Annotated in this window: 28 protein-coding genes; 13 read left to right on the top strand and 15 right to left on the bottom strand. The window is 65.5% G+C overall.

Annotated features, from left to right (window positions below):
- Positions 1-130: 130 nt before the first annotated feature.
- On the bottom strand, positions 131-1,549 hold the full coding sequence (ftsY, locus tag U0C82_RS03100; protein ID WP_416186607.1) for a signal recognition particle-docking protein FtsY: 1,419 nt from the start codon (positions 1,547-1,549) through the stop codon (positions 131-133).
- On the opposite strand from ftsY, the gene U0C82_RS03095 reads away from it, so the two are divergent.
- Positions 1,463-1,780, top strand: a complete 318-nt coding sequence (locus U0C82_RS03095; RefSeq protein ID WP_322185583.1) for a hypothetical protein — start codon at positions 1,463-1,465, stop codon at positions 1,778-1,780. The two genes, ftsY and U0C82_RS03095, sit on opposite strands and share 87 nt — an antisense overlap.
- Here U0C82_RS03095 and U0C82_RS03090 read toward each other — a convergent pair.
- Genes U0C82_RS03090 through dapF form a run of 3 tightly spaced genes read right to left on the bottom strand, consistent with a single transcriptional unit; the run spans position 1,777 to position 4,315 of the window.
- Entirely contained in the window at positions 1,777-2,070 is a 294-nt protein-coding gene (locus U0C82_RS03090; RefSeq protein WP_322185582.1) for a hypothetical protein, read from the bottom strand. The two genes, U0C82_RS03095 and U0C82_RS03090, sit on opposite strands and share 4 nt — an antisense overlap.
- A gap of 58 nt (positions 2,071-2,128) precedes the next feature.
- Positions 2,129-3,403, bottom strand: a complete 1,275-nt coding sequence (mtaB, locus tag U0C82_RS03085) for a tRNA (N(6)-L-threonylcarbamoyladenosine(37)-C(2))-methylthiotransferase MtaB (RefSeq protein WP_322185581.1) — start codon at positions 3,401-3,403, stop codon at positions 2,129-2,131.
- Positions 3,404-4,315, bottom strand: a complete 912-nt coding sequence (gene dapF, locus U0C82_RS03080) for a diaminopimelate epimerase (RefSeq protein ID WP_322185580.1) — start codon at positions 4,313-4,315, stop codon at positions 3,404-3,406.
- Between the two features lie 265 nt (positions 4,316-4,580).
- Between dapF and U0C82_RS03075 the strand changes: the two genes are divergently transcribed.
- Positions 4,581-5,807 (top strand): MFS transporter, encoded by a 1,227-nt coding sequence (locus tag U0C82_RS03075; protein WP_322185579.1) that lies wholly within the window; start codon positions 4,581-4,583, stop codon positions 5,805-5,807.
- Positions 5,808-5,908: 101 nt separating this feature from the next.
- Here U0C82_RS03075 and U0C82_RS03070 read toward each other — a convergent pair whose 3' ends face one another.
- On the bottom strand, positions 5,909-6,997 hold the full coding sequence (locus tag U0C82_RS03070) for an endonuclease/exonuclease/phosphatase family protein (protein ID WP_322185578.1): 1,089 nt from the start codon (positions 6,995-6,997) through the stop codon (positions 5,909-5,911).
- 372 nt (positions 6,998-7,369) lie between these two features.
- Here U0C82_RS03070 and ffh point away from each other — a divergent pair, with 372 nt between their 5' ends.
- Both ffh and rpsP read left to right on the top strand, forming a co-directional pair.
- Positions 7,370-8,917 carry a signal recognition particle protein gene (gene ffh / locus U0C82_RS03065; protein WP_322185577.1) on the top strand — a complete coding sequence of 516 codons (1,548 nt, stop codon included), beginning with the start codon at positions 7,370-7,372 and terminating at the stop codon, positions 8,915-8,917.
- An 89-nt stretch (positions 8,918-9,006) separates the two neighbouring features.
- Entirely contained in the window at positions 9,007-9,453 is a 447-nt protein-coding gene (gene rpsP, locus U0C82_RS03060; RefSeq protein ID WP_322185576.1) for a 30S ribosomal protein S16, read from the top strand.
- A 284-nt stretch (positions 9,454-9,737) separates the two neighbouring features.
- On the opposite strand, the gene U0C82_RS03055 is transcribed toward rpsP, so the two are convergent.
- The 7 genes from U0C82_RS03055 to lptC all read right to left on the bottom strand — a co-directional run bounded on the left by U0C82_RS03055 (position 9,738) and on the right by lptC (position 15,513).
- Entirely contained in the window at positions 9,738-10,406 is a 669-nt protein-coding gene (locus U0C82_RS03055; RefSeq protein ID WP_322185575.1) for a glutathione S-transferase, read from the bottom strand.
- A complete protein-coding gene (gene ptsN / locus U0C82_RS03050; RefSeq protein ID WP_322185574.1) occupies positions 10,403-10,867 on the bottom strand; it encodes a PTS IIA-like nitrogen regulatory protein PtsN in 465 nt (154 codons plus the stop codon). Before ptsN ends, U0C82_RS03055 begins: the two co-directional genes overlap by 4 nt.
- A gap of 57 nt (positions 10,868-10,924) precedes the next feature.
- Positions 10,925-11,497 (bottom strand): ribosome hibernation-promoting factor, HPF/YfiA family, encoded by a 573-nt coding sequence (gene hpf / locus U0C82_RS03045; protein ID WP_322185573.1) that lies wholly within the window; start codon positions 11,495-11,497, stop codon positions 10,925-10,927.
- A gap of 223 nt (positions 11,498-11,720) precedes the next feature.
- On the bottom strand, positions 11,721-13,136 hold the full coding sequence (gene rpoN / locus U0C82_RS03040) for an RNA polymerase factor sigma-54 (protein ID WP_322185572.1): 1,416 nt from the start codon (positions 13,134-13,136) through the stop codon (positions 11,721-11,723).
- 147 nt (positions 13,137-13,283) lie between these two features.
- A complete protein-coding gene (gene lptB, locus U0C82_RS03035) occupies positions 13,284-14,135 on the bottom strand; it encodes an LPS export ABC transporter ATP-binding protein (RefSeq protein WP_322185571.1) in 852 nt (283 codons plus the stop codon).
- Positions 14,136-14,155: 20 nt separating this feature from the next.
- Positions 14,156-14,743 (bottom strand): LptA/OstA family protein, encoded by a 588-nt coding sequence (locus tag U0C82_RS03030; RefSeq protein WP_322185570.1) that lies wholly within the window; start codon positions 14,741-14,743, stop codon positions 14,156-14,158.
- A gap of 2 nt (positions 14,744-14,745) precedes the next feature.
- Complete coding sequence (gene lptC / locus U0C82_RS03025; protein WP_322185569.1) at positions 14,746-15,513, bottom strand: LPS export ABC transporter periplasmic protein LptC; 768 nt, start codon at positions 15,511-15,513, stop codon at positions 14,746-14,748.
- Between the two features lie 221 nt (positions 15,514-15,734).
- Here lptC and sppA point away from each other — a divergent pair, with 221 nt between their 5' ends.
- From sppA to U0C82_RS03010, 3 genes are all read left to right on the top strand, one after another.
- Positions 15,735-16,676 (top strand): signal peptide peptidase SppA, encoded by a 942-nt coding sequence (gene sppA / locus U0C82_RS03020; RefSeq protein WP_322185568.1) that lies wholly within the window; start codon positions 15,735-15,737, stop codon positions 16,674-16,676.
- Positions 16,677-16,789: 113 nt separating this feature from the next.
- Positions 16,790-17,074 carry an integration host factor subunit beta gene (locus U0C82_RS03015; RefSeq protein ID WP_322185567.1) on the top strand — a complete coding sequence of 95 codons (285 nt, stop codon included), beginning with the start codon at positions 16,790-16,792 and terminating at the stop codon, positions 17,072-17,074.
- A gap of 382 nt (positions 17,075-17,456) precedes the next feature.
- On the top strand, positions 17,457-17,879 hold the full coding sequence (locus U0C82_RS03010; protein WP_322185566.1) for a LapA family protein: 423 nt from the start codon (positions 17,457-17,459) through the stop codon (positions 17,877-17,879).
- Between the two features lie 230 nt (positions 17,880-18,109).
- On the opposite strand, the gene U0C82_RS03005 is transcribed toward U0C82_RS03010, so the two are convergent.
- On the bottom strand, positions 18,110-18,589 hold the full coding sequence (locus U0C82_RS03005) for an SRPBCC family protein (RefSeq protein ID WP_322185565.1): 480 nt from the start codon (positions 18,587-18,589) through the stop codon (positions 18,110-18,112).
- Between the two features lie 231 nt (positions 18,590-18,820).
- Between U0C82_RS03005 and U0C82_RS03000 the strand changes: the two genes are divergently transcribed.
- The 5 genes from U0C82_RS03000 (at position 18,821) to olsB (ending at position 23,342) form a co-directional block, all read left to right on the top strand.
- Positions 18,821-19,825, top strand: a complete 1,005-nt coding sequence (locus U0C82_RS03000; protein ID WP_322185564.1) for a class I SAM-dependent methyltransferase — start codon at positions 18,821-18,823, stop codon at positions 19,823-19,825.
- A 4-nt stretch (positions 19,826-19,829) separates the two neighbouring features.
- Positions 19,830-20,684 (top strand): TrmH family RNA methyltransferase, encoded by an 855-nt coding sequence (locus U0C82_RS02995; protein WP_322185563.1) that lies wholly within the window; start codon positions 19,830-19,832, stop codon positions 20,682-20,684.
- Positions 20,681-21,208, top strand: a complete 528-nt coding sequence (gene lspA / locus U0C82_RS02990; protein ID WP_322185562.1) for a signal peptidase II — start codon at positions 20,681-20,683, stop codon at positions 21,206-21,208. The genes U0C82_RS02995 and lspA overlap by 4 nt, the downstream gene beginning before the upstream one ends.
- Before the next feature lie 78 nt (positions 21,209-21,286).
- Positions 21,287-22,279 (top strand): acrylyl-CoA reductase (NADPH), encoded by a 993-nt coding sequence (gene acuI, locus U0C82_RS02985; protein WP_322185561.1) that lies wholly within the window; start codon positions 21,287-21,289, stop codon positions 22,277-22,279.
- Positions 22,280-22,406: 127 nt separating this feature from the next.
- The gene (gene olsB, locus U0C82_RS02980; protein WP_322185560.1) at positions 22,407-23,342 is read left to right on the top strand and encodes a l-ornithine N(alpha)-acyltransferase; all 936 of its coding nucleotides are present in this window, start codon (positions 22,407-22,409) and stop codon (positions 23,340-23,342) included.
- Between the two features lie 27 nt (positions 23,343-23,369).
- On the opposite strand, the gene U0C82_RS02975 is transcribed toward olsB, so the two are convergent.
- Positions 23,370-23,687 (bottom strand): hypothetical protein, encoded by a 318-nt coding sequence (locus tag U0C82_RS02975; protein ID WP_322185559.1) that lies wholly within the window; start codon positions 23,685-23,687, stop codon positions 23,370-23,372.
- Between the two features lie 253 nt (positions 23,688-23,940).
- The gene (locus U0C82_RS02970; RefSeq protein ID WP_322185558.1) at positions 23,941-24,582 is read right to left on the bottom strand and encodes a LysE family translocator; all 642 of its coding nucleotides are present in this window, start codon (positions 24,580-24,582) and stop codon (positions 23,941-23,943) included.
- A gap of 109 nt (positions 24,583-24,691) precedes the next feature.
- On the opposite strand from U0C82_RS02970, the gene U0C82_RS02965 reads away from it, so the two are divergent.
- Complete coding sequence (locus tag U0C82_RS02965; protein ID WP_322185557.1) at positions 24,692-25,825, top strand: carboxylate-amine ligase; 1,134 nt, start codon at positions 24,692-24,694, stop codon at positions 25,823-25,825.
- The last annotated feature ends 122 nt before the right edge of the window (positions 25,826-25,947 follow it).

Raw genomic sequence — 25,947 nt, 5'->3', positions numbered from 1 at the left:
GGGAAATCGCCGATAGGTGAAGGCTCGTATAACGGTTGCGCTCGACGCCTGCAAGCGGGCTGGCAATGAGATTTTTCAGCCGGTGCCCGAGCCGTGGTCACCGGCAGGAAATGGCCCGCCGCCGGAGTGCTCAAAGCGTCGCCTCGCTCGTGCGGTCCGGATCGATGCCCGCGATCGCATTGGCGAAATCGCGCGCCTTGAACGGTTCGAGATCGTCGATGCCTTCGCCGACACCGACGAAATAGACCGGCAATTTGTGCTTCGCCCCGATGGCGACGAGGATGCCGCCGCGCGCCGTGCCGTCGAGCTTGGTCATCACGAGCCCGTTGACGCCCGCGACGTTGCGGAAGATGTCGACCTGGCTCATGGCGTTCTGGCCGGTCGTCGCATCGAGCGTCTGGAGCACCGTGTGCGGCGCGTCCGGCGCACGCTTCTGGAGGACGCGGATGATCTTTTCGAGCTCGGCCATCAGCTCGGTCTTGTTCTGGAGGCGGCCCGCCGTATCGATGATCAGCACGTCCGACCGGTTTTTCACCGCGACGTCGTAGGCGTCGAAGGCAAGGCCCGCCGCATCCGCGCCGATCGGGCGTGCGACGACGTCCGAGCCCGTCCGTTCGCCCCAGACCTTCAACTGTTCGACGGCTGCCGCACGGAACGTGTCGCCCGCGGCGAGCGTCACCGATAGGCCTGCGCGCGTGAGCTTGGCGGCCAGCTTGCCGATCGTGGTCGTCTTGCCGGTGCCGTTGACGCCGACGACGAGAATGACGTGCGGTACCTTTTCGAGGTCGAGTTCGAGGGGCAGGGCGACGGGGCTCAGCGTCTTCTCGATCTCTTCGGCGAGGATGCGCTTGACGTCGGTGCCCGCGATTTCCTTGCCGTACCGGCCGTCCGCGAGACGATCGGTAATCCGCATCGCCGTCTCGAGCCCGAGATCGGCCTGGATCAGCACGTCCTCGAAATCCTGCAGCACCTCGTCGTCGAGGCGGCGCTTGGTGAAGATCGAGGTGATCGACCCGGTGAGGTCGGACGAGGACCGCCCGAGCGCCTGGCGCAGGCGCTGCAGCCAAGGCAGGCGCGGGGCGGCGGCGGCCGTCGCCCGGTCGTCGCGGCGGGCTTCCTCGCGCAGGCGAAAACCCGCATCACCGGCAATTTCGGGAAGCGGGCGGTCGCGCATGGCGGCACCGGCGCGAGGCGTGTCGCCGTCATCCAGCGGATCATCGCTTTCGAGCCAGGAGAAATCCGCCTCCTCCGCCTCGTCGTCCGGCACGTCGGCGCGCAGAAACGCCGCCTCGTCCGCCTCGTCGAGGACCGGCGCATGTTCGCCGGCTTCCGGCACGGATGCGTGGGTCGGGCGCGCCTCGTCCGCCCCTGTCCCGGGACCGGGCGTGACCGTGCGATCCTCGCCCGGAACCGGGGCGCCCTGAGTCTCCGGGTCGGATGGGCGCGAGGCCTGCGCAGGGCGATGATCATCGTGCGGGGTTGCAGCGGGAGCCGGCCGCGTCCCGGCCACCGACGATGTTTCCGGTTCGCCGAGCCCGGTGTCCTCCACCGGCGCGTCGAGAAAGGTGAAATCGTCCGCATCCGCCGCGGATCGCGCGGCTTCGTCGTCCGGCTCGTCCTCGTCGAGAAAGCTGAAATCGGCGGTATCGAGATCCGTATCGCCGTTCTCGGCGTCGGCGTCGTCGCGCCCGGTCTTGGTGGTGCCGAACGCGGACGTCAGTGCCGGATCGACGTTCCCCTCGGCGTCCGCCGGCTCGAAGGCGTGGTTTTCCTCACTTAAGGGGTTTTTTTTTGCGTTTCGCCGTTCGTGTGCGGCCCGTCTGCGTCACGCTTCCTGCCCATCTCGGACACGGGCGTGATGCCGCCTTCCTCCGCATTGCCGGACCCCGCCTCCGCGTCGGCGATCACGCTGGCCGCGGCCACCGGTCGGGTATCGGGATCGGGCGCGTCCTCGCGGCCGATCTCGATATCGTTGGGACGCGGCGTCATGCCGTGCTGCGGTGTGCGCTCTTCCTCGCTCGCGGACCCGAACGAGAAAATCTTGCGAAGGAAACCCTTCTTTTCGGCCATGGCGTGTCGTCTTTCCCTGGGAACGGCGTCTGTTAAGGTTCAATCTGGATGTCTGGCGTCAAAACGCAAGCGGCGCGGCGCGAAGCATTCCGTTCTCGACACCGACGATCCTGGCCTCGACCAGCGAGCCGGGAACCCCGGTTTCGATGCGGCAAAGGGTGAAGTCCTCGGCGCGGCCCAGCCCCTCCCGCTCGACGAGAACGGTCGTCCGCGTGCCGATTTGCCGCGTCAGATGGCGCTCGAACGCGTCGTCGCCCACGGAGCGCAGCCGCGCCGCGCGCGCCTTGATCACGGGCTTGGCCAGTTGCGGCATGCGCGCTGCGGGCGTTCCCTCACGCGGGGAGAACGGAAAGACGTGGAGGAAGGTCAGGCCGCATTCCTCGACGAGGTTCAGCGTATTGTCGAACATCGCCTCGGTTTCCGTCGGAAATCCGGCGATGAGATCGGCGCCGAAGACGATGTCGGGGCGTCTTGCGCGCATTCCCTCGCAGAATGCGATCGAATCGGCGCGCAAGTGCCGGCGCTTCATGCGCTTCAGGATCATGTCGTCGCCCGCCTGGAGCGACAGGTGCAGATGGGGCATGAGGCGCCTGTCCGAGGCGATCGCCTCGATCAGCGCCTCGTCGGCCTCCACGCTGTCGATCGAGGACAGGCGCAGGCGCGGCAGGTCCGGCACGTGGACGAGGAGGGCCTGGATCAGCCTGCCGAGCTTCGGCGCGCCCGGAAGGTCCGCGCCCCAACTCGTCATGTCGACGCCGGACAGCACGACCTCGTTATAGCCGCTCGCCACGAGCCGCTTCACCTGGTCGACCACCGCGCCCATGGGCACGGAGCGCGAATTGCCCCGCCCGTAGGGGATGATGCAGAAGGTGCAGCGATGGTCGCAGCCGTTCTGGATCTGGACGATCGCGCGCGCGCGGCCCTCGATCGCGTCGACCATGTGGCCGGCGGTCTCGGTCACACTCATGATGTCGTTGACGCGCACTTTCTCTTCCGTCGAGACCCCGAAATCGGGCAGGGCGGCATAGCTTGTCGCCTTCAGCTTCTCCTCATTGCCGATGACGGCATCGACCTCCGCCATCTCGGCGAAGCGTCCGGGTTCGGTCTGCGCCGCGCAGCCCGTGACGACGATCCTCGCCGAGGGATTTGCGCGCCGCGCTTTGCGGATCTGCTGGCGGGCCTGACGCACGGCTTCGGCCGTCACCGCGCAGGTATTGAAGACGATGGCCACGCCGTCACCCTGCCCAAGTCCGGCGGCGGTGGCCTCGCGCTTCATCACCTCGGCCTCGTAGGTGTTGAGGCGGCAGCCGAACGAGACGATCTCGACGCCCATCTACGCGGTCTCCCCATCTTGCGGATCGGCCAGGAAATCGCCGGTCTCGGGATCGAGCGTGCCCGACCACATCCAGGTCGCGGGCCCCGTCATCGTCACCCGGTCGTCGTCCCGCCATTCGATGAGGAGGTCGCCCCCCGGCACGGTGACGGTGACAATTCGCCCTGTGCGCCGCGTGCGGGCGGCCGAAACGGCGGCGGCGCAGGCGGCCGAGCCGCAGGCGCGCGTCAGGCCGACGCCGCGCTCCCAGGTGCGCAAGGTGAGGGCCTCGGGCGATGTCACGTGGGCGATGGAGATATTGGCCCGCTCGGGGAAGATCGGATGATTTTCGAGGATGGGTCCGAAGCGTTCCAGATCGTAGCCCCAGACATCGGTCTTCACCCAGAAGATCGCATGGGGGTTGCCCATGGAGGCGACCGATGGGGAGTGCAGCACCGGCGCGTCGATCGGGCCGATCTGGAGCTCGATCGCGCGCGTGTCGCGGAATTCGTCGGCAAGCGGAATCTCGTCCCAACCGAAGCGCGGCTTGCCCATGTCGACCGAAATCATCCCGTCCTCGCCCTCGTGGGCGTTGAGAATGCCAGCGCGGGTCTCGAAGGTGAAATCGCGCTGGCCGCTCTCGCCGGCAAGCGCCTGAACGACGCATCGCGTGCCGTTTCCGCAGGCTTCGGCTTCCGATCCGTCGCGGTTGACGATGCGGATATAGGCGTCGGTGCCAGGCGTCTCGGGATCGTGGATCGCCATGATCTGGTCGAACAGCGTCGCTTCGTGGCGCGCGAGCGCGCGCGCGGCGCGCGCGGTGATGCGGCGCTTGGTTCCGCGCAGATCGGCCACCACGATCTCGTTGCCGAGGCCGTTCATCCGCGCGAACGGCACGGTTCGCCGGGTCTTGTCGTCGTTGGGTGCGCTCATTCGCGCTATATGGCCGATCGTTTGCGGGATTGGAAGACGAACGGGCCCTGCCGGTCGGCCGTTTCGGGGCGGGCCGGTCTCCCGCGGCGTCCAACGGCGCGTTTTTCGCACTGTGCGGGACATGGCGCGCCCGTCCGGTTTCACATTCGCGTGCCGGGGCTCTGCGCGCCCGCCCTATCTTGCTATGCCACCGTTCGATCCCGGCGGTCTCGCTCCACACGGCACCGGGCGCGTTCCTTTCTCACGATATGGCGACCGACTTTCCATGACCGATTTCTTCAGCTTCCTCGCCCGCAACGGGCGCTGGATCGCCGGCGGTTTCCTCCTGTGCTTCTTTTCCTCCTTCGGTCAGACCTTCTTTATCGCCTTGTCCAACGCGGACATTCGCGACGCCTTCGATCTCAGCCATGGAGAGTTCGGCGTCCTCTACATGGCCGCCACCATCTCCAGCGCGGCGACGCTGCCCTTTCTCGGCGGCCTCCTCGACCGCTACCCGGTCGCCGCCGTCTCGGCCGGAACTATGGCGATGCTGGCCGTCGCCGCGCTCGCGCTTCCGCTTGCCGGCTCGGTGATCGCCCTCGGGCTTGCGCTCTATCTCCTGCGCCTGTTCGGCCAGGGCATGATGACCGAGATCGCCCTGACGGCGGTGGGCAAATGGTTCAACGCCAATCGCGGCCGGGCGGTCTCGGTCGCATCGCTCGGACATCACGTGGGAACCGCGATCTTTCCGTTCCTGTTCGTGTTCGCCGCCGGCTTTGCCGGCTGGCGCGGCGCGTGGATGATCAGCGCCGGCATCGTCGCGCTTCTCGCCTTGCCGCTCATCGTCGCCCTGGTGCGGCAGGAGCGCGATCCGAAGGGCGACCCGTTGCCGGCGACGATCCGGCCGGTGACGGACCGCACGCGGGCCGAGGTGCTGAAGGACCCGAACTTCTACGTCATCCTGTGCGGCGTGCTCGCCCCGCCCTTTATCGGCACGACGATTTTCTTCCACCAGGTCTATCTCACCGATCTTCGCGGCTGGCCGCTGGAGATCTTCGCGCTCGGCTTCATGGTCATGTCGATCTCGACCATGGGCTTCTCGCTCGTCGCCGGATGGCTCGTCGATCGCCATTCCTCGGTGCGCCTGTTGCCGACCTTCCTGCTGCCGCTGGCGGCGGCCTGTCTCGTGGCCGCCTATGTCGACGATGTCTGGGCGATCTTCGCCTTCATGTCGCTGCTCGGCGTCAGCACGGGCTTTTCCTCCACGCTTGCCGGATCGCTCTGGCCGGAGCTCTACGGCGCCGCCCATCTGGGTGCGATCCGCTCCATCGTCGTCTCAGGCATGGTGCTGTTCACGGCGCTGGGGCCCGGTGTCACCGGGTTTCTGATCGACCAGGGCGTCGATTATCCGGGCCAGATCGCGGCGATGGGCTTTTATTGCCTCGCAGCCTCGCTCCTCATGTTCGCGATCTCGCGGCGCATGACGATCCGACAGGCGGGCGATGTCCGATAGACGGTCCGGCCGCCGCGCTCCATCGCGGGGATGAGAGACCGCAAGAAGCTCGCGCAACAAGCGGGAGATCCGGTCCGGCAGGGTCCCCCGCCGGACGATCCCTACTTTTCCCAGTCCGTGCCGATCGCCTCGCGGTCGAGGTCTTCGGACTGGTTCTCGATCTCCTCGGCCTCCTCGCGATCGTCGCTGGTCGCCTTTTCCGGGTTCTCGTTGGCCGACGGCTTGTCGGTGAGGGCGAGCTTGAAATAGATCGGATAATGATCCGAATGGATGTGCGCGCAGCGTTCGATCTTCACCAGCGAGAAGTGGTGGTCGTGGAACAGATGATCGAGCGGCCAGCGCAGAACCCAGTAGCGGGCGTCGAACGTGTTGTAGAAACCGCGTCCGACGCGCGGGTCGAGCAGTTGCGACAGGCGCTGGAACAGCCGGGTCGTATGGGACCAGGCGACGTCGTTGAGATCCCCGAAGACGATCGATGGCATGTCGTCGGCCTGGGCGAGCCTCGCCACCCGAACGAGTTCCGCGTCGCGACCCGATGAATCGGCCGTCGGCACCGGCGGCTCCGGATGAACGCAATAGATGCGGATGACCTCGCCGTTCCGCAGGCGTACGTCGCAGACGAAGCAGGGCACCTTCTCCATGGTCAGGTACTTCACGTCGACCTTCACGAATTCGAGCCGCGAATAAAGGATCATGCCGTACGAATTGTCGAACGGCCGGGAGACGACGTAGGGATAGGTTTCCTTTAGCGGCTGGAGACCTTCGGCCCAGCCCTCGTCCGTCTCCATGAAGAGGGCGAGATCGGCGTCCTCGTCCCGCGTCATGTCGAGGCAGCGCTGATAGTCCCGGTTGGACATCTTCACATTGCAGGAAAGGACCGAGACCACGTTGTCACCGTGGGGGTCGCCCTCGTAGAGCTTGCTCTGCTGCTTGCGGATCGATGTGAACTGGCCGATCGCGTAGCCGTGAATGACGAGTACCGCGCAGTAGACGAGAAGCAGCGGGTAGAGCCAGGCGGGGTCGGTGATGAAGATCGGCGTCGCGAGCAGGCCGACAAGCGCCAGGGCCACCATCTGAAGCCGCGGAAATTCGCACATCCTGACGATGCCGTGGGAAATCCGCGTGAACGGGATGACGGCCGCAAGGCCGAGGATCACGGCGAGTCCGGTGAGCACGATGGTGGCTGTCAAAACGGTCTCGCTTCTCGTTGCTGAGTGAATGGCTTTCATCTGCCGGAGCGCCGGAAGGTAGGACGGCACCGTTCGAGGTAAACGTCATGAGCGGGCAGGACAATCCGCAAGTCCCGCGCCGTTTGACAATGTGCCCCCATTCGTGGTTTTAACCAGCCCGATCTCACGCGTTCATTCACGTTCCCAAGATCCGCCGACCGGGCTCCCTTCCTTCCAGAAGGCCACCCGGAGGTCACCATCCGCCAGCGAGTTTCGCCCGCGGATGGCGTTTTGCTATGGCGATTTGCCCATGGACGGCGGATTTGCGAACGGGAAGCGGACGCGCCACCTTGTCGGGGGAATTCATCCTTCGAAAAGGGGAAAGGTGAAGCCATGTTCGATACTCTCCAGGACCGCCTAGGGTCCATTCTCAACGGGCTCACGGGCCGTGGAGCGCTCTCCGAAAAGGATGTGAGCGCGGCCCTGCGCGAGGTTCGTCGCGCGCTTCTGGAAGCCGACGTCGCGCTCGAGGTCGTGCGCGAATTCACCGAGCGCGTGCGCGAGAAGGCGGTCGGCGCACAGGTTCTCAAATCCATCAAGCCCGGACAGATGGTCGTCAAGATCGTCCATGACGAGCTGGTCGCGACGCTCGGCGAGACCCAGGTGCCGATCGATCTGAACGCGCCTTCGCCGGTCACCATCATGATGGTCGGTCTTCAGGGCTCGGGCAAGACGACGACGTCGGGCAAGATCGCCAAGCGGCTGAAGGAAAAGCAGAAGAAGAAGGTCCTGATGGCCTCGCTCGACACGCGGCGGCCGGCCGCGCAGGAGCAGCTTCGGGTTCTCGGCGAGCAGGTGTCCGTCGACACGTTGCCGATCATCGCGGGGCAGGGCCCGGTCGAGATCGCGGTGCGCGCCGAACAGGCCGGCCGGCTCGGCGGCTACGACGTCGTCATCCTCGACACGGCGGGCCGCACCCATATCGACGAGCCGCTGATGGTCGAGATGGCCAATATCAAGGCCAGGACCCGGCCGCACGAGATTCTCCTCGTCGCCGACAGCCTGACCGGCCAGGACGCCGTCAATCTCGCCCGCTCGTTCGACGAGCGCGTCGGCGTCACCGGCATCGTGCTGACCCGCGTCGACGGCGACGGGCGCGGCGGCGCCGCCCTGTCCATGCGGGCGGTCACCGGCAAGCCGATCAAGCTCATCGGCGTCGGCGAGAAGATGGACGCGCTGGAGGATTTCCATCCCTCGCGCATCGCCGACCGTATCCTCGGCATGGGCGACATCGTCTCCCTGGTCGAGAAGGCGTCCGAAAACATCGATGCGGAAAAAGCCGCGGCGATGGCCAAGAAGATGCAGACCGGCAAGTTCGATCTGAACGATCTCGCCGATCAGATCCGCCAGATGCAGACCATGGGTGGCATGGGCGGCATGATGGGCCTGATGCCGGGCATGGGCAAGATGAAGGACCAGATGGCTTCGGCCGGTCTCGACGACAAGATGCTCAAGCGCCAGCTCGCCATCATCGGCTCGATGACCCCGCAGGAGCGTGCGGCGCCCGATCTTCTGAAGCACAGCCGCAAGAAGCGCATCGCCGCCGGCTCCGGCACCAATTCCGCCGAGATCAACAAGCTCCTGAAGATGCACCGCCAGATGGCCGACATGATGAAGGTCATGGGCAAGAAGGGCAAAGGCGGGATGATGAAGCAGATGATGGGCGGCCTGGCCGGCAAGATGGGCCTTGGCGGCGGCATGCCTGGCGGCATGGGCGGCATGCCCGATCTGTCGAAGATGGACCCCAGGCAAATCGAGGCGATGGCCAAGGCGGCGCAGTCCGGCGGAATGCCCGGCATGCCGCCCGGCTTCGGCGCATCCGGTGGTCTTCCAGGCCTCCCCGGTTCCGGCCTTCCCGGCCTTCCGGTCAAGAAGAAATAGCCGGCTCACCCCGGTTTGAACGACAACCAGACCATGAAAATCGCGCAGACGCGAAAATCGTCCGCACCCTATCCAAGAAGGAAAACACCATGCCCCTGAAAATGCGTCTCGCCCGTGCCGGCTCCAAGAAGCGCCCCTATTACCATGTCGTCGTCGCCGACGCCCGTTCGCCGCGCGATGGCCGGTTCGTCGAGCAGATCGGTTCGTGGAACCCAATGCTGCCCAAGGACGGCCAGCGCGTGACGCTGAACGAGGAGCGTATCAAGTACTGGCTCTCGGAAGGCGCACAGCCGACCGACCGCGTGCTGCGCTTCCTCGACCAGGCCGGTATCGCCAACCGGCCCGAGCGCAAGAACCCGAAGAAGGCCGAGCCGGGCAAGAAGGCCCAGGAGCGTCTCGCCGAGCGCAAGCAGCGCGAGGAAGACGCCAGGGAAGCTGCCGAGAAGGCCGCGGCCGAGGCGGAAGCCGCCAAGAACGCACCGGCGGCCGAAGAGGCTCCTGCCGAAGAGGCGACGACCGAGGAAGCCGCTTCCTAGAGCATGATGCCGAAAAGTTGCATGACTTTTCGGACAACATCATGCGGAAAACAAATACTTGGAGCGAAATGTCGGTTCAGACTTATCGCATTTCGCTCCAAGCCTGCTTTCCGGTTTTTCGACCGACCTATCAGAACCCGCGCGATGCCACCGGCATCGCGCGGGTTTTTTGCGGCCGGCGCGAATTCGCCCGGGGGCGTCGCGCATCACGCGGACGCGCATGCCTCGCCGACCGCGGACGGGAGAGGGCAGGTCGTCCTGGCGATGCGGTTGGTGAGCAGGGCTCACGCGTAGGCGTAGGGTCCGCCGCGCTTCAGGCCCTGGCGATAGGCAGGGCGGTCGTGGATGCGGGTGAGGAATTCGCGCAGCCTCGGATGCTTGTCGTAGCCGAAGCGCTTGCCGGCCGCTTCCACCGGAAAGCTCATCATGATGTCGGCAATGCTCAGGGACGGTCCGGCAAACCAGCCGGTCTGGCCGATCGAATCTTCCCAGTGGCCGATATGCCTGCGGATCTCGGGCGCGACGAACGCGCTCTCGACCTTTTCCATGGCCGAGGACAGCACAGACTTGACGAGGAACGGCGCGCGTTCGGGGATCATGCCGAGCACCAGCATGAGAAACAGCGGCGGCATCGCCGAACCTTCGGCATAATGGAGGAAGTGGCGGGCCTGCCAGAAATCGTCGGTGCCTTCCGGCGGCATCAGGCCGTGGTCCGGTTTCAGTGACAGGATATATTCGACGATGGCCCCGGTTTCGGCGATCGTGCGCGCGGCATGCGTGACGACGGGGGACTTGCCGAGCGGATGAATTCGGCGCAACGCGTCGGGGGCCCTCATGTCGGCTTCGCGCCGGTAGTGCTCCACGCGGTAGTCGAGCTCGAGTTCCTCCAGAAGCCAGAGGACCCGCTGGGAGCGCGAATTGTCGAGATGGTGGACGGTGAGCGTTTCGCTCATGCAGCGTTCCGGGTCTGCGAACGCACCATTGCCGAGAAGATCGATCCGGCGTCCTGAAGACCGCGGATGGAGGCGACGGTTTCGGGATCGCGCAACAGACGCGCGACCTTCGACAGGGCCTTCAGATGATCGGCGCCGGAATTTTCCGGCGCCAGAAGCAGGAACACCAGATCGACGGGTTCCTCGTCGAGCGCATCGAAATCGATCGGCTTTTGCAGCCGTGCGAACGCCCCGGTGATTCGGGTAAGGCCCGGCAATCGGCCATGCGGGATCGCAATGCCGTTGCCGACACCCGTGGAGCCGAGTTTCTCGCGGCCGAGGATGGTCTCCAGGATCTCACGTTCGGGGCGTCCGATGAGTTCGGACGCCTTCGTCGCCATTTCCTGGAGCACCTGGCGTTTCGATGTAGCCTTCAAGGCCGGCATGATCGCAGCCGGCTCTATGAGCGATTGAAAATCCATCTGGAACGCCTTTTCCTCTTCAGCCCGGCACGTTCGACCATGAACCTTGCCCGATCCTCACGCGTCCTTTGCGTAAGTCGAAGGATCGACCCAGCCGACATTGCCGTCGGCACGACGGAAGACGATGTTGATATCGCCCGAACTTGCGTTCCGGAACAGAACGAGCGGCCCGTCCTGGCGATCGAGTTCCATCACCGCGCCGGCGACCGAGAGCGTGCCGATGTTGAGGGTGGTCTCCGCGATGATCGCCGGGGAATAGTCCTCGGCGACCTCCTCGGTCTCTTCGGGAATCGACTCCATGATGTGATAGGCGAGCGTCTTGTGCCCGCCATTGCCGTGATGGTCCTTGAGGCGGCGCTTGTAGCGGCGCAGGCGCTTCTCGATCTTGTCGCCGGCTTCCGCGAAGCTTGCCTCGGGATCGTGGGCCTGGCCCTGCGACTGGAAGATGACGCCGGTGTCGAGATGGATCACGCAATCGGACGAATAGCGGCTGCCATCCTTGGTGACGACGGCGGTCGCGGAGAAATTGCCGTCGAAATACTTGTCGACCGCGGCCCCCAGGCGCTCTTCGATCCGAGTCCGGAAGGCGTCACCCACTTCCATGTGCTTGCCCGAAACACGTACAGCCATCATGCAATCCTTTTCGCATCTCATTCTACAGGTCGGTTCGCAGTCCACGTTCGCCACGCTAACGCTCGCCGCGCACTTGTACCAGACGCTCTTGCCGGCCGCCTCGCGATTGGGATCGCGGGCAGGACCCGAAGGTTGGGCCTTCTATGAGGCGTCCCGTGCATTGTCAACGCGATAGCCCTTCGGTCGGTTCAGGGGCGGTCGGGGGGAATGCGTCACGTTTTCAGGATGCGAGACGCCGCGCATTGAGTTCCCGGCGACGCTGGATCGACGAGGGGATCGACTGGGCCTCGCGGTACTTGGCGACCGTGCGGCGGGCAAGGTCGATGCCGTCCTTTTTCAGGATCGCGGCGATGTCGTCGTCCGAGAGAACCTGCCCCGGAACCTCGGCGTCGATCAGGAGCTTGATGCGGTGCTTGACGGTTTCGGCCGAATGGGCGTCTCCGCCGTTGGCGGCGGCGATGGCCCGGGTGAAGAAGAAGCGCATCTCGAAGACGCCGCGCGGGGTCGCGATGAACTTCATGCTGGTCACCCGGCTGACCGTCGATTCGTGCATGCCGATGGCATCCGCCACCGATGCGAGGGTCATGGGCTTCATGCCGGTGACGCCCCGGGACAGGAAGCCGGCCTGACGTTTGACGATCTCCTCGGCGACTTTCAGAATGGTCTGGGCGCGGCTTTCCAGAGCCCGCTCGAGCCAGCTCGCCGATTGCAGGCAATCCGACAGGAACGCCTTGTCCGGCTCGCTCGTCGCGCTCCTCCTGACGCGCTTCAGATAGGTCCGGTCGGTCAGCACGCGAGGCAGCGTGTCCGGGTTGAGTTCGACGATCCAGCCGCCGGCGCCGTCCTGCGTGATCAGAACGTCGGGCTCGATGCCCTCGCTGCCCGCCCCGTCGAAGGCGTGCCCGGGCTTGGGATCGAGCGCCCTGATCTCGGACAGGATGTCGAGGAGCCCCGTATCGTCCTCCCCGGTCAGCCGTCGAAGGGTCGCGAAGTCGCGATTGGCGAGGAGATCGAGATTGTCGAGGACGCGAGCGATCACCGGATCGTAGCGGTTCTGCCGCTTCAGCTGGATCGCGAGGCAGTCCTTCAGATCGAGCGCGAAGAGGCCGGCGGGAACCGCCTCGGCCCGGAGCTTGTCGAGCACCGCGCGCACTTGGTCCGCGTCGAACCCGTGTTCCCTGGCCAGGTCGTCCGGCGACGTGCGGCAATAGCCGTTCTCGTCGAGCGCATCGGCGCAGGCTTCCGCGATGGCGCGGGTGTCGCGTCCCCCGGCAATGTCCCGGGCTTCGCCGAGCGCATGCGACAGGAGCGAGACGTTCTCGTCGGCGAGATTGGCAAAGCCTGTCTCGGGCCTGCCGGGCGCCGCTCCCCCCGAAAGCCGCCGCGGCACGGCGCTCGCTGGCGGTGCGTCGTGCTGGTCGGACGCGGGCGGCGTTTCGGACGGCGACGGCGCGATCGAGATGCCGAGCGCCCGACCCGGGGCCATGGCGAGGAGGGGGTTACGTTCGACTTCGGCTTCGAGGAAGGTCTTCAGCTCACCATGGCCGTACTGGAGCAGACGAATCGACTGCAACAATTGCGGCGTCATCACCATGGACTGGCTTTGCCGGAACTGAAGTTTCGCCGCTAATCCCATGGACGTCGAGCATCCCAGACCATCTGAAGCCGCACAAGCACTCGCACATTCAAAGGCCGACCATGGGGCGGTTTCCATCTTCGGCGAGCACTTATGAAGCGCGCCGTTCAGCACCTTGTCAATCAATCGGGAGGTGTTTCGGCGGATTTAGAAACTGAATTGATCGCCAAGGTAAAGCCGGCGCACGTCGGGATCATTGACGATCTCCTGCGGGTTGCCGTGGGTGAGCACGGCACCGGCATGCATGATGTAGGCCCGGTCGATGAGACCCAGCGTCTCGCGCACATTGTGATCGGTGATGAGAACGCCGATGCCCCGCCGGGTCAGGTGCCGCACCAGCGCCTGGATGTCGGCGACCGCGATCGGATCGACGCCGGCGAAGGGCTCGTCGAGCAGCATGAAGGTGGGCTTGGAGGCCAGCGCCCGCGCGATCTCGCAGCGCCGTCGCTCACCGCCCGACAGCGATGTCGAGGGCTGCTTGCGCAAATGGTCGATGTGGAATTCCTCGAGCAGCGCGGTAAGCTCGCTCTCGCGCCGCGCCTTGTTCGGCTCGGACACTTCCAGCACGGCCCGCACATTGTCCTCGACCGACAGGCCGCGAAAGATCGATGCCTCCTGCGGCAGGTAGCCGATGCCGAGGCGCGAACGCCGATACATCGGCACCTTGGTCACGTCGCGGCCATCGAGGGTGATCGTTCCCGCATCGACGGGGACGAGGCCTGTGATCATGTAGAAGCATGTGGTCTTGCCGGCGCCGTTGGGCCCCAGGAGACCGACGGCTTCGCCGCGCCTGACCGACAGCGCCACGTGATCGACGACACGCCGGTCGCGATAGGTCTTCGTCAGGCCGGATGCGACGAGAACGCCCCTGGCCTGTTCCTGCGGAACGCCGTGGGCCCGGTGCGCCGGTTCGCTCTCGACCGCCGCCTCGACCTTCGCATAGCCGACGTCGCGAAAAGCCCCGTCGCCGTCGCGGCTGCGCGAACGATCGGCCGTCATGGTTTCATCCAGCGACAATGTCAGTTGCTGCCCGGTGTCAGCATCATGCGCACGCGCCCGCCACCGCCGGAGTTTCCATCGCAGTTGGACGATTCGAGCCGGGCGCGCCCGCTGCCCATCTGGATCGTCAGGCGGCAGCCTTCCGCGACGTTCTCGCCCTGGCTGAGCACCACGTCGCCGGTCATCACGACGACGTCCGCCGCCATGTCGAAGGAGGCGCGCTGGGCCGTGGCGACTTGGTCCTCGGACTTCACGTAGACGTTCTCGGTGGCTTCCAGCCGCTCGATCGCGCTCGAGCCGCCTGGCAGGGAGCCCGATCCTTCCGAACCATCGGCCGCGCCTGCATTCTTGTAATGGACGACGAGCTTGCCGGTCTTCAGGAGAGTCGGCCCCTGGGAAACGCTGACATTGCCGGTGAAGGTCGCGATCGCCGCCTTGTCGTCGACGTCGAGCGTGCTTGATTCGATCGAGATCGGCTGATCGCCGTCGAGCTGGAGGCCGTTGAAATTGCTTCCGAAGCCGCCTTCCTGGGCTGCGGCCGACAGGGGCAGCGCAAGCGATGCGCCGACGATCAGTGCGGCGGGGATGATCCCAAGTGAAAGGCGCATGTCTATTGTTCTCCAGAGGCAATGGGCGCTGCTTCGGCAAGCCGCGATTCGTCGATGATGGTCAAGGCCTGATCGGTCTCGTCGGCGGCGCCGGCGGGCTTCAGGATGATCGAGACCCCGCCGAAGAACTGGACGCGCTCGCCATTGTCGGAGAGCGTCATGCCGTTCGCCTTGATGTCCTGATCGGCCGTGCGGATGTGCACCGGGTCGCGCGTCGTCATGCTGCCGTCGGCAAGGTCGATCCCCGCCGAGCGCAGGGACACGCTGAGACCGTCGTTCGTCTCGACGGTCAGCCCGCCGCTGAGGTCGAGCTTCTGTTCGTTCGGATCGTAGTGTCCCGCCGAGGCGCGGATCATCGCCGTGGTGTCTTCGCTGACCGAGATCTTCGCGTCGATGCCCTCGAGATCGACGGCGCCGCCGGTGATTGCCTGCATGGCCTTCTGGGCGACGAGTTCGAAGGGGCGGTCGTTGGAATCGACGCCCGACATGCGCGGATCGTCCATCACGACGCGGCCATCCTGGATGGTTGCGCCCGCAAGGTTGACGCCGTCGGGGACGACGCGCGCGACGAGGGTCACGCCGATGCCGCCGATCACGATCAGCACCGCAAGCAGCGGCAGCACGAATTTGAGGATCCTGGAACGTCTGCCGGACCGGGCGGCCTTCTCGAACTCGCGGGCGATCTTCGCGTTTCCGGCGGCCGAATCTGCGCTTGCCCAGTCGACCTCGCGCGAGCGCGGTTCGTCGTCCTGTCCACGGCTGTCCGTCAAATCAGAAGTCCCCCTGATGGACGCAAGGTTCGATGACCTACACGATATACGCGATCGTCGCGCTGAATTTCGCCTCTTCGCTGCGCATTGCGAGAATTCTGAGGCAGAGTGTTATTTTAGCCGATTTGTCGCATAATGACGATGCGTGAAAATTTGGGTAAGAGCTGCCCGGAAACCAGGGCGGCCTGCATGCGGCTGCCCGTACGAACCGGGGGACTGACGTGGCCAGAGCCGATGACCTGATTGATCGCCGTTCGTTGAGACGGAAGGTGTCGTTCTGGCGCGTCGTTGCCGTTCTCGCCGTCCTTCTGGCGGTCGGCGTGGCGGTTCTCTTCAACCTCGAAAAGACCCCGATCGGCAACCAGATCGCCCGGGTCTCGATCGAGGGCATGATCACCGAGGACCAGCCGATGCTGGAGCTGCTGGAGACCCTGAAGGAGGAGGAGAGCGTGCGCGCGGTCATCGTGCGGATCGATTCGCCGGGCGGTACCACCGTGGGCGGAGAAGCGCTCTACGAAGCGGTCCGCGCCCTGGCCAAGACCAAGCCCGTGGCCGCCGAGGTCGGCACGCTGGCCGCCTCCGCCGGTTACATGGTGGCGGTCGCGACTGACCATATCGTAGCGCGACGCACCTCGATCGTCGGCTCGATCGGCGTTCTGTTCCAGTACGCCAACGCATCCGAGCTGCTCGACACGATCGGCGTCGAGGTCAACGCGGTGAAATCGTCTCCCATCAAGGCCGAGCCCTCGCCGTTCGGCCCGCCGCCGCCCGAGGCGCTGGCGGTCATCGACGCCCTGATCATGGATACCTACGACTGGTTCCGCGCCATCGTGCAGGAGCGCCGCAATCTCTCGCCGTCCGAACTGAACGCCGTTGCCGATGCCGCGATCTTCTCGGGACGGCAGGGCCTCGACCGCAAGCTGGTGGATGCAATCGGCAGCGACGCGGTCGTGCGCCAATGGCTCGAAGGCGAACGGGACGTTCCGGCGGGACTTGAAATCGTCGATCGCGAGCCGGAGGAGGAGACGGCGCCGTTCGACTTCCTCGATGCGAGCATGCGCTCGGCCGGGGCGTTTTTCGGGGTTTCGGAAGGCACGCTCCCGGTCTCCGTCCGCGCTTTGAAGCTTGACGGATTGCTGTCGCTCTGGCAGCCTTCAAATTAACGTGTAGATCTCGTGATTGAGAGATCGGCGCGCGTGACGCGAGGCGAGGGTGCCCAACCCGGGCTCTCGCAGAATTGCCCGCACCGGGCGGCGGACATTGAAGGATCATTCGTGTGATCAAGTCGGAACTCGTTCAGACGATAGCTACCCGCAATCCTCATCTCTACCAGCGGGACGTCGAAATGATCGTGAACGCGATCTTCGACGAAATCACCGAAGCCCTGTGCGAATCCAACCGTGTCGAATTGCGCGGCTTCGGGGCCTTCTCGGTAAAGAACCGTCCGCCCCGCACCGGCCGCAACCCACGGACCGGCGAAGCGGTGGAAGTGTCGGAAAAATGGGTTCCGTTCTTCAAGCCCGGCAAGGAACTGCGCGAACGCTTGAACGATCAGGACTGACCCGGCGGCCCTTGGCCGGTCGATTGCGCGCCTCTCGGTATTGCCGGCGCGTTTCAGGACCGGTCCCTTCCCGCCTGTTTTGAAGCTTTGCGATCGCCAGCCTTTCATTCGGGTCTTCCCGCATGGTGTCGTCCTGCTGTCACGACGGTGTTGCGGCCGCACTTCGGGCTGCGTTCGAAGGACACCGGTCCTCATCTTGCGCATGCCCCAATTCCTGCCCTGAAGACGGGCCGATCGATGCGGCCGATGATCGGCGGCTCGTTTCGGGGAATCGATTGACAGGACGGCGTCCTGCCGCATTTGATCACGCATGCGCGCCCGGCAGACCGTATGCCTGGCGCTTTCACGATCACATGCTCTTCAAGGGATGAAAGAGACCGATATGATTTCGCGCGTTTTCACCATCATCGTTCTCCTGCTCGTGGCCATCCCGGTCGTGACGTTCCTCGTCATCAATCGCGCGCCCGTGGATCTCAGCCTCGATCCGTTCGGCACCATGCCGCAATTCACCTATTCGCTCCCGCTCTCGCTCATCATCATCGTCGCGGCGCTGGTCGGCGTCGTCGCCGGTTGTGTCTTCACCTGGATCTCCGAAGGCTCCTATCGCCGCGATTCCTGGCGCCGCAAGTTCGAAATGGAGAAGATGGAAAAAGAGAAGCAGGAGCAGGCCGAAGCACTTCAGCGCCTGCGCCAGGAGCGGGTCGAGCGCGCGAACGCCGAGCGCGAGTCCCGGCCCCAACAGGCTTCCATCGCCGGTGCGCCGACATCGTCCGCGCGCATGATCTCGTCCGACAGGGCGGCATGATCCAACCCCTCCCGCGATCATCCCGCCCGCGATCACGCCGCCCGCGACCACCCCGCCTGCAACCATCGTGATCACGCGCGATTGTCTCTTCCGCGTGACAGGGTCTCGGCGGGCCGCCAGCATGCGGCGCGTCGTTCGTTTCTCCCCGCCACGGTCTGCCGACGAAAAGAAACCCGGCTATCGTCGCCGATGCCGGGTTCAGGCCTGCACGGCTCGCGGCGTCGCCGCTCTCAGGCGGTGACGGTCTCGCCTTCCGCGGTGGCGTTTCCGTCCGAGACCTTCCTGGCGAAGCAGTCGAAGAATTCGGCCGAAAGTTTCTTCGCCGTCGATTCGATCAGCCGGCCGCCCAGCTGCGCCATCTTCCCGCCGACCTGCGCATCGACTTCGTAGGTGAGGATGGTCTCGTCGGGTCCGGCTTCGGCCAGATGCACGTCGGCCTTGCCCTTGGCGAAGCCCGCAATGCCGCCCTTGCCTTCGCCGACGATCGAATAGCTTTCGGGCGCGTTGATGTTCTCCAGGCGAACCTCGCCTTTGAACGCGACCTTCATCGGTCCGATCTTGATCTTGACCGTCGCGTTCATCGTGTCGTCGTCGTTCTTCTCCAGGCTTTCGCATCCCGGAATGCAGTCGCGCAGCGTATCGGGGTCGTTGAGTTCCTTCCAGACAGTCTCGCGACTGGCCGGCAGGCGGTATTCGCCCTTGAGTTCCATGATGTCCTCCCGGTTCAAGCGGTGAGCGACGAACGGGTTCGTCGCATGCTTTCCATGTTTCGCTTCTTTCACGGCTTTGCCAAGGGCGGACCCAGGGTTTATGCAGCCCTTTGAACCTGAGATCGATCGACAACGACAAGAAACGGCGGTGAACGCGTGGCGCGCGAACGCGGGAAGCAAAACGGCTCGAGGGATAAACGCGGCGAACGCCGCCCGCGTCCTGGACGGGACATGCCGCGCACCGGCGCGGCCGAGGCCGGCCCGCAGCGGGCGGAGCCCCAGATCGTGCAGGCGCCCGGCGAGCGCGAGCGCATCGAGGTCTTGCCGCCTTCGGGCGATCGCCCGGCGCTGCGCGCGCCGCAGATCCTGACGGTCGAGCCGACCGAGGATTACGCGCTCCTCGATTCGGGCGCCGGCGAAAAGCTCGAGCGCTACGGCCCGCTGACGATCCGCAGGCCGGAGAACCAGGCGATCTGGCCCCGGCGCCTTCCGGAGCGGGCCTGGGAGATGGCGGATGCGATCTTCACCGGCGATACGGACGAGGAGGGCACCGGCCGCTGGCGTTTCACCGGCGAGGCGCTCGGCGAGACCTGGCCGCTGTCCTATGACGGCATCGGGTTCCATGGCCGGTTCACCAGCTTCCGGCACACGGGCGTCTTTCCCGAGCAGGCCGCCCACTGGCGCTTCGTGCGCGACAGCGTCTTCCAGTCGAAGCGGCCGGTGCGGCTGCTCAACCTCTTCGGCTATACCGGGCTTGCCTCCCTCGTCGCCGCCGATGCGGGGGCCGAGGTGACCCATGTGGACGCCTCGAAGAAGGCGATCGGCTGGGCGCGGGAGAATCAGGCGCTCGCGGAGATGGAAAGTGCGCCGATCCGCTGGATCTGCGAGGACGCCGTGCGCTACTGCGAGCGGGAGATCAAGCGGGGCAACACCTACGACGCGATCCTGCTCGACCCGCCGAAGTTCGGACGCGGGCCGAAGGGCGAGGTCTGGCAGATCATGGAGGATCTGCCTTATCTCCTGGCGCTGACGCGCATGCTCCTGTCCGAGCGCGCCCTGTTTACCATCCTCACCGCCTATTCGATCCGCTCCTCCTTCTACTCGCTCGCCGAACTGATGCGCGAGGAGTTCCGGGGCAGGGGCGGCGCGATCGAGGCCGGCGAACTGGTCATTGCCGAGGACGGCGCGGACCCGCGGCTTCTTTCCACATCCCTCTTTGCGCGCTGGACGGCCTGAACCCATGAACAAACGACCCGATCAGCCCAATCGCCCGCTCTCGGCCCCCGGCCGGGTGAAGGAGGTGACGAGCACCGCCAACCCGATCGTCAAGGACATCCGTGCCCTCGTCCAGAAGAAGCATCGCGACGAGACCGGGCTGTTCCTTGCCGAAGGGCTGAAGCTCGTCATCGATGCGCTCGATGCCGGCTGGGAGATCAAGACGCTGGTCGTCGCGCGCGCCGCGCTTGACAATGCGCTTCTCGAAAAGACCGCCTCGCGCACCGTCGCCCTCGGCGCCGACCTGATCGAGGCGAACAACAAGGTTCTCGAGGCGATCACCCGCCGCGACAATCCGCAGAACGCGGTCGGCGTCTTCCGCAAGCAGACGGTGCCGATCGCCGAACTCGCGCCGCGACGGGACGAGGTGCTCGTCGTGCTCGACCGGGTGCGCGATCCCGGCAATCTGGGAACGGTGCTGCGAACCGCCGACGCGGTCGGCGCAACGGGCGTGGTGCTCGTCGGCGATACGGTCGACCCGTTCTCGCTGGAAGCGGTCCGCGCCACCATGGGCTCGATCTTCTCCGTGAGGATCGCGCGGACGAGCGAGGCTCAGTTCCTCGAATGGCGCAAGGGCGCGCAGGCCCCGTTGATCGGCACCCACATGGCCGGGACGGTCGACTATCGCGAGCCCGACTATGGCTCGAAGGGTACGGTCCTGGTCATGGGCAACGAGCAGGCGGGGCTGACCGATGCCCTCGCGGAGGCCTGCGACACCCTCGTGCGCATTCCCCAGGCCGGGCGCGCCGACAGCCTCAACCTCGCGGTCGCGACCGGCGTCATGCTGTTCGAGGCGCGGCGCGGAACCCTGACACTATGAACCCTGACACCAAGACGACGTCCGCCCGCAACCTCGTCCTGACGAACATCGCCATCGTCGTTCTCGCCGTCGTGCTCGACCAGGCGGTGAAGGCGCTGGTGGTGGCGACCATGGATCTCGGCGAGGCGATTCCAATCCTGCCGTTCCTCGCCCTGCTGCACGCCCGGAACACCGGTATCGCCTTCTCGATGTTTTCCGACATCGGGCCGATGGGGCTCGCGCTCCTGGCCTGCGTCGTTCTCGTCGCCGTGTTCTATCTGTGGATCAAGACGCCGGTGGACCGGACGCTCACCCATATCGCGCTGGCGATCGTCGTGGGCGGGGCGATCGGCAACCTGATCGACCGGGTCTGGCTCGGCTATGTGGTGGATTACGTGTTCTTCCACACGCCGCTCTTCGAGTTCGCCGTGTTCAATCTCGCCGACAGCTTCATCAGCGTGGGGGCGGCCCTCATCGTGCTCGACGAGCTGATCCTGCATCCGCTGCGCGAGCGCCGGGCGCGGCGCCGATCGTCCACCGATTGACTTCCCCGCCGCTCGCCCTCTCCTCATGTGCAACGAAACGCCGGGCCGAGAGGCCGTAATCCAAAGGGAGGGCATCCGATGGCCGACACATTCCGGGCAGTCCTGATCAGCCGCGACGACGACAAGAACCAGACGGTCGAAATGACCGAGATGACGTCGGACGAGCTGATGGACGGCGATGTCGACGTTCGCGTCGAAGCCTCGACCGTCAACTACAAGGATGGTCTGGCCATCACCGGCAAGTCGCCGATCGTGCGGCGATGGCCGATGATCGCCGGCATCGATCTCGCCGGGGAGGTCGTCGCGTCGCGCAATGAGGCCTGGAAGCCGGGCGACAAGGTCGTCCTCAACGGCTGGGGCCTGTCGGAAACCCATTATGGCGGCTATTCCGAGCGCGCCCGCGTCAAGGGCGAATGGCTGGTGAAGCGGCCGGACGCGTTTTCGGCGCGGGACGCGATGGCGATCGGCACCGCGGGCTATACCGCAATGCTCTCCGTCCTCGCCCTCGAAGACGCCGGAATGACGCCTGACAAGGGGCCGGTGATCGTCTCCGGCGCCACGGGCGGCGTCGGCTCCATCGCAGTGTCGGTCCTGTCCAAGCTCGGATGGGACGTGATCGCGGTGACCGGGCGCGCCTCAGAGCATGACTATCTGAAACGTCTCGGCGCGGGCGAGATCATGGACCGGGCCGAACTTTCGGAAAAGGGCAAGCCGCTCGACAAGGAGCGCTGGGCCGCCGGCGTCGATTGCGTCGGCTCGCATACGCTGGTCAACATGCTGGCCGGCACGAAGCGCCACGGCGCCGTGGCCGCCTGCGGCCTTGCGCAAGGGGCCGATCTGCCGGCCACCGTCATGCCGTTCATCCTGCGCGGCGTCTCGCTGCACGGCATCGATTCGGTGATGATGACCCCGGAGCGGCGCATTGAGGCCTGGCAACGCCTGGCGTCCGATCTCGACAGGACGAAGCTCGCCGAGATCTCCTCCGAGGTCCCGTTCGACGCGGTCATCGAAACCGCGCAGGCGCTGATCGAGGGCAAGGTGCGCGGACGCGTCGTCGTCGACATCGGATGACATGGAACGCGCAGACGAGCCGATCATTCATCTGGATAGTGCCGAAAGAGCCCTTGTCATCGGACCGTTGTGTAACGAGACTAGAGGATGCGCGAAGACGCCTGAAGTTGGTGGAGCGAGACGAAGCATGTTTGCATTTGCCGGTACCGGAAAGAATGCGCTGGTGCTGAAACGGGCCGAGCCTCCCCGCTCGAAGGCGGCCAAACTTCTGCCGCGCGATCTTTCCGCCAAGATCGTGCATCTGGCCACACGGTTCGACGCGAATGCCCCCACCCTTGGCAGGATCGGTTCCCTGGAAGTCAGACTCGCCCGCTCGCCGATCGAGGTGAGGGCGGCGCAACATCTGCGCTATCATGTCTTCTACGAGGAAATGAGTGCCAAGCCCTCCCGCGTCCAGACCCTGACGCGGCGCGACAAGGACGGCTTCGACCGCTATTGCGACCATCTTCTGGTCATCGATCACGGCCGGACGGGGCCGGTGACCGAACGCATCGTGGGGACCTACCGGCTGATGCGGGAGGCGGGCGCACGGCTTGCCGGCGGCTTCTACACGGCCGGCGAATTCGATATCGCCCCGATGCTGGAGCGGCACAAGGGCTTGCGCTTTCTGGAGCTCGGGCGGTCCTGCGTGTTGAAGGACTATCGCGGCAAGCGCACGGTCGAACTGCTCTGGCAGGGCATCTGGGCCTATGTGATCGCGCACAAGATCGACGTTCTGTTCGGCTGTGCGTCGATCGAGGGAACCGACCCCAAGAAGATCGGCAATTCCCTCGCTTTCCTGCGCGACGTGGCACCGGCGCCGGCCGAATGGCGCGTGCGGGCGCTCGCCCATCGCGCGACCTTTGCCGAAGCGGGGCCGCTCGCGATCGAGCCGAAGCAGGCGCTTGCCGGTCTGCCGCCTCTCCTCAAGGGATATTTGCGGATCGGCTGCTGCATCGGCGAGGGCGCTGTGATCGACGAGCAGTTCGGGACCACCGACGTCCTCATCGTCCTGCCGCGCGACCGGATCAATCCGCGTTACGTGAACCATTACGGCGTCGATGCGAGCCGCTTCGCCGCCTGATGCGCGTTTCGGGAACGGGATCGCCCTTCATTCCCCGAAAAAGCAGCGGCGCGTGACATAGGCGTCGCCGACGCCCTTCGCCCGGTAGTCGCGCGCCCAGCCTTCCGCCTGCGCCCGCGAGCCGGGCCCTTCGGCGACGACCCAGAGACCGCGGCCCGCATTCGGACTGTCGGAGGAATCGAGCCCCCATGCCGATCCGCCGATCTCGTCGGACCGTCGATCGGCACCGGGAAAACTCGGAAACGCGCCCGCGATCGCGAAGAAGCCGCAACTGTCGGCGGCGGCCGATGGCGTGGCGGCAAAAGCTGAAAGAACGAACAGGGCAGCGGCGAGGGCGCGTGACATCGGCGTTTCCTTCGGCAAGGTCGAATTCCTGGGCCCGTGCGACATGGTGCCGTGCGAAGCTTGCGGACACAAGCTCGGCGCGCGGGCTGCGTGGCCGACATCGATCGCCGCCCGCGCCCGAGGCTGACGGGAGAAGAGTTCGGCGCCGCTCACAGCCTCGGACGCTAAACCGGCATTGCTCGAGACTGTAGGGTTATGGCTTGCCGCGCCGGGTCGATCGACAAACCGGATTCCCCTTTTTCGTCCTTGCCGCTCAGATCGGGCGCCGCGCGGCCAGGGCAAGCAAACCCGCTCCCGCGAGGCAGGCGCCCCCGGCGCGTTGCAGGGCGCGCAGCATGAAGGGCCGCGTCGCAAGACGTCTCGCCCGGCTGGCGGCGAGCGCGAACACGAAGCCGTTCGCCATGGCGAGGGTCGTGAAGGTTGCGACGAAGATGATCGCCTGGGGCCAGTAGGCGGCCGACCAGTCGACGAACTGGGGCACGAAGGCGACGAAGAAGACGATCCCCTTCGGGTTGAACAGGGTGACGAGGAACGCCTCGCGCAGGATCTTCATCTTCGGGACCGTTTCCGACGTGCCGTGCATGCCGGTCTCTCCGATCGGCGTGACCGGCGCGCGCCAGAGTCTGATCCCGAGATAGACGAGATAGAGCGCGCCGATCCATTTCATGAGGGTGAAGGCGCCTGCCGAAGCCGCGAGCAATGCGCCGACACCTGCAAGCGACAGGATGGCGAGGCACAGGTCTCCGAGACCGACGCCGACGACGCTTGCGAGCGCGGCGGGCCGGCCGTGGGCGAGCGACTGGCCGACGACCATGATCACCGTGGGTCCCGGGATCGCGAGGAGCAGCATGGAGGCGGCGACGAAGGCGAGATAGGTGGATGGATCGACCGGCATGGCGCGTTCTCGTGATTGTGTCCTTCCTCCAACGTCAAACGGCGATATCGGAAGGCGTGTGGCGGAAATCTCACTTGTCTTCGATCGACCTGCCACACACACTCGTTCGATGAAAGAGACAGCGCCGACCTTCTCCCTTGGCGTCGAAGAGGAATATCTCCTCATCGATCGCGAAACCCTTGATCTTGCGTCGGTTCCCGATGGTCTGTTCGCCGATTGCGCGGCCGAGCTCGGCGATCAGGTCACCCACGAATTCCTGAAATGCCAGCTGGAGATCGGGACGCGGGTCTGCGGGACGATCGCGGAGGCCCGCGACGACCTGACGAGACTGCGCCGCACCGTCGCCCGCATCGCAGCCTCCTACGGCCTGGCACCGCTCGCGGTCTCGACGCACCCCTTCGCCAAGTGGGACGAACAGCAGTTCACCGAGAAGAAGCGCTATCGCGACCTCGAGGAGGATCTCGCCGCCGTCGCCCGGCGCATGCTGATCTGCGGCATGCACGTGCATGTCGGGATCGAGGACGACGACATGCGGATCGATCTTCTCGGCCAGTTCTCCTATTTCCTGCCGCATCTTCTGGCGCTGTCCACCTCGTCCCCGTTCTGGCAGGGGCAGGAAACGGGGCTCAAATCCTACCGGCTCAGCGTCTTCGACAACATGCCGCGGACCGGGCTGCCGCCGAGCTTTTCGAGCTGGTCCGACTATCAGCGCGCCGCCAACGTCATCATCAGGACGGGGATGATCGAGGACTGTTCGAAGATCTGGTGGGACGTGCGCCCGTCGGCCAATTACCCGACGCTGGAATCGCGCATCTGCGACGTCTCGCCGAGGCTCGAGGACGCGCTGGCGATCGCCGCGCTCACCCAGTCGATCTTCCGCCTGCTCTACACCTTGCGCAAGTCGAACATGCGCTGGCGGCGCTACGACCGGTTCCTGATCCAGGAAAACCGCTGGCGGGCCCAGCGCTACGGGGTCTCGGACGGCCTCATCGACTTCGGCATCGGTGAGATCGTGCCCTTCGCCGAGCTGATCGACGAACTCATCGAACTGGTGTCGCCGCACGCCGAGGCCCTCGGCTGCCTCGAGGAGGTGCTGCATGTTCGGCGGATCGCCGCGAACGGCACCAGTGCCGACCGGCAGGTCGAGCGCTTCGCGCAGCGGCAAGGCGAGGGCGCCAGCGACGCCGAGGCCATCCGCAGCGTCGTCCGCCTGCTGATCGAGGAGTTCGACGACGGTCTGTGACGCTCTGCGGGGGTCCGGCATCGGCCCCGGGAGGGCCGAAAACCCTTGGCACCCTCCTTGTCTTCGACCGCCGCATCGGGTTCGACTGCATCCCTCGTTTCCGATTTCGTCCAAGGACCGTT

This window comes from Fulvimarina uroteuthidis (assembly GCF_034321785.1).
Taxonomy (GTDB): Bacteria; Pseudomonadota; Alphaproteobacteria; order Rhizobiales; family Rhizobiaceae; genus Fulvimarina; species Fulvimarina uroteuthidis.
Note: the sequence above shows the minus strand (reverse complement) of the source record. Positions and strands in the feature narration are given on the sequence as shown.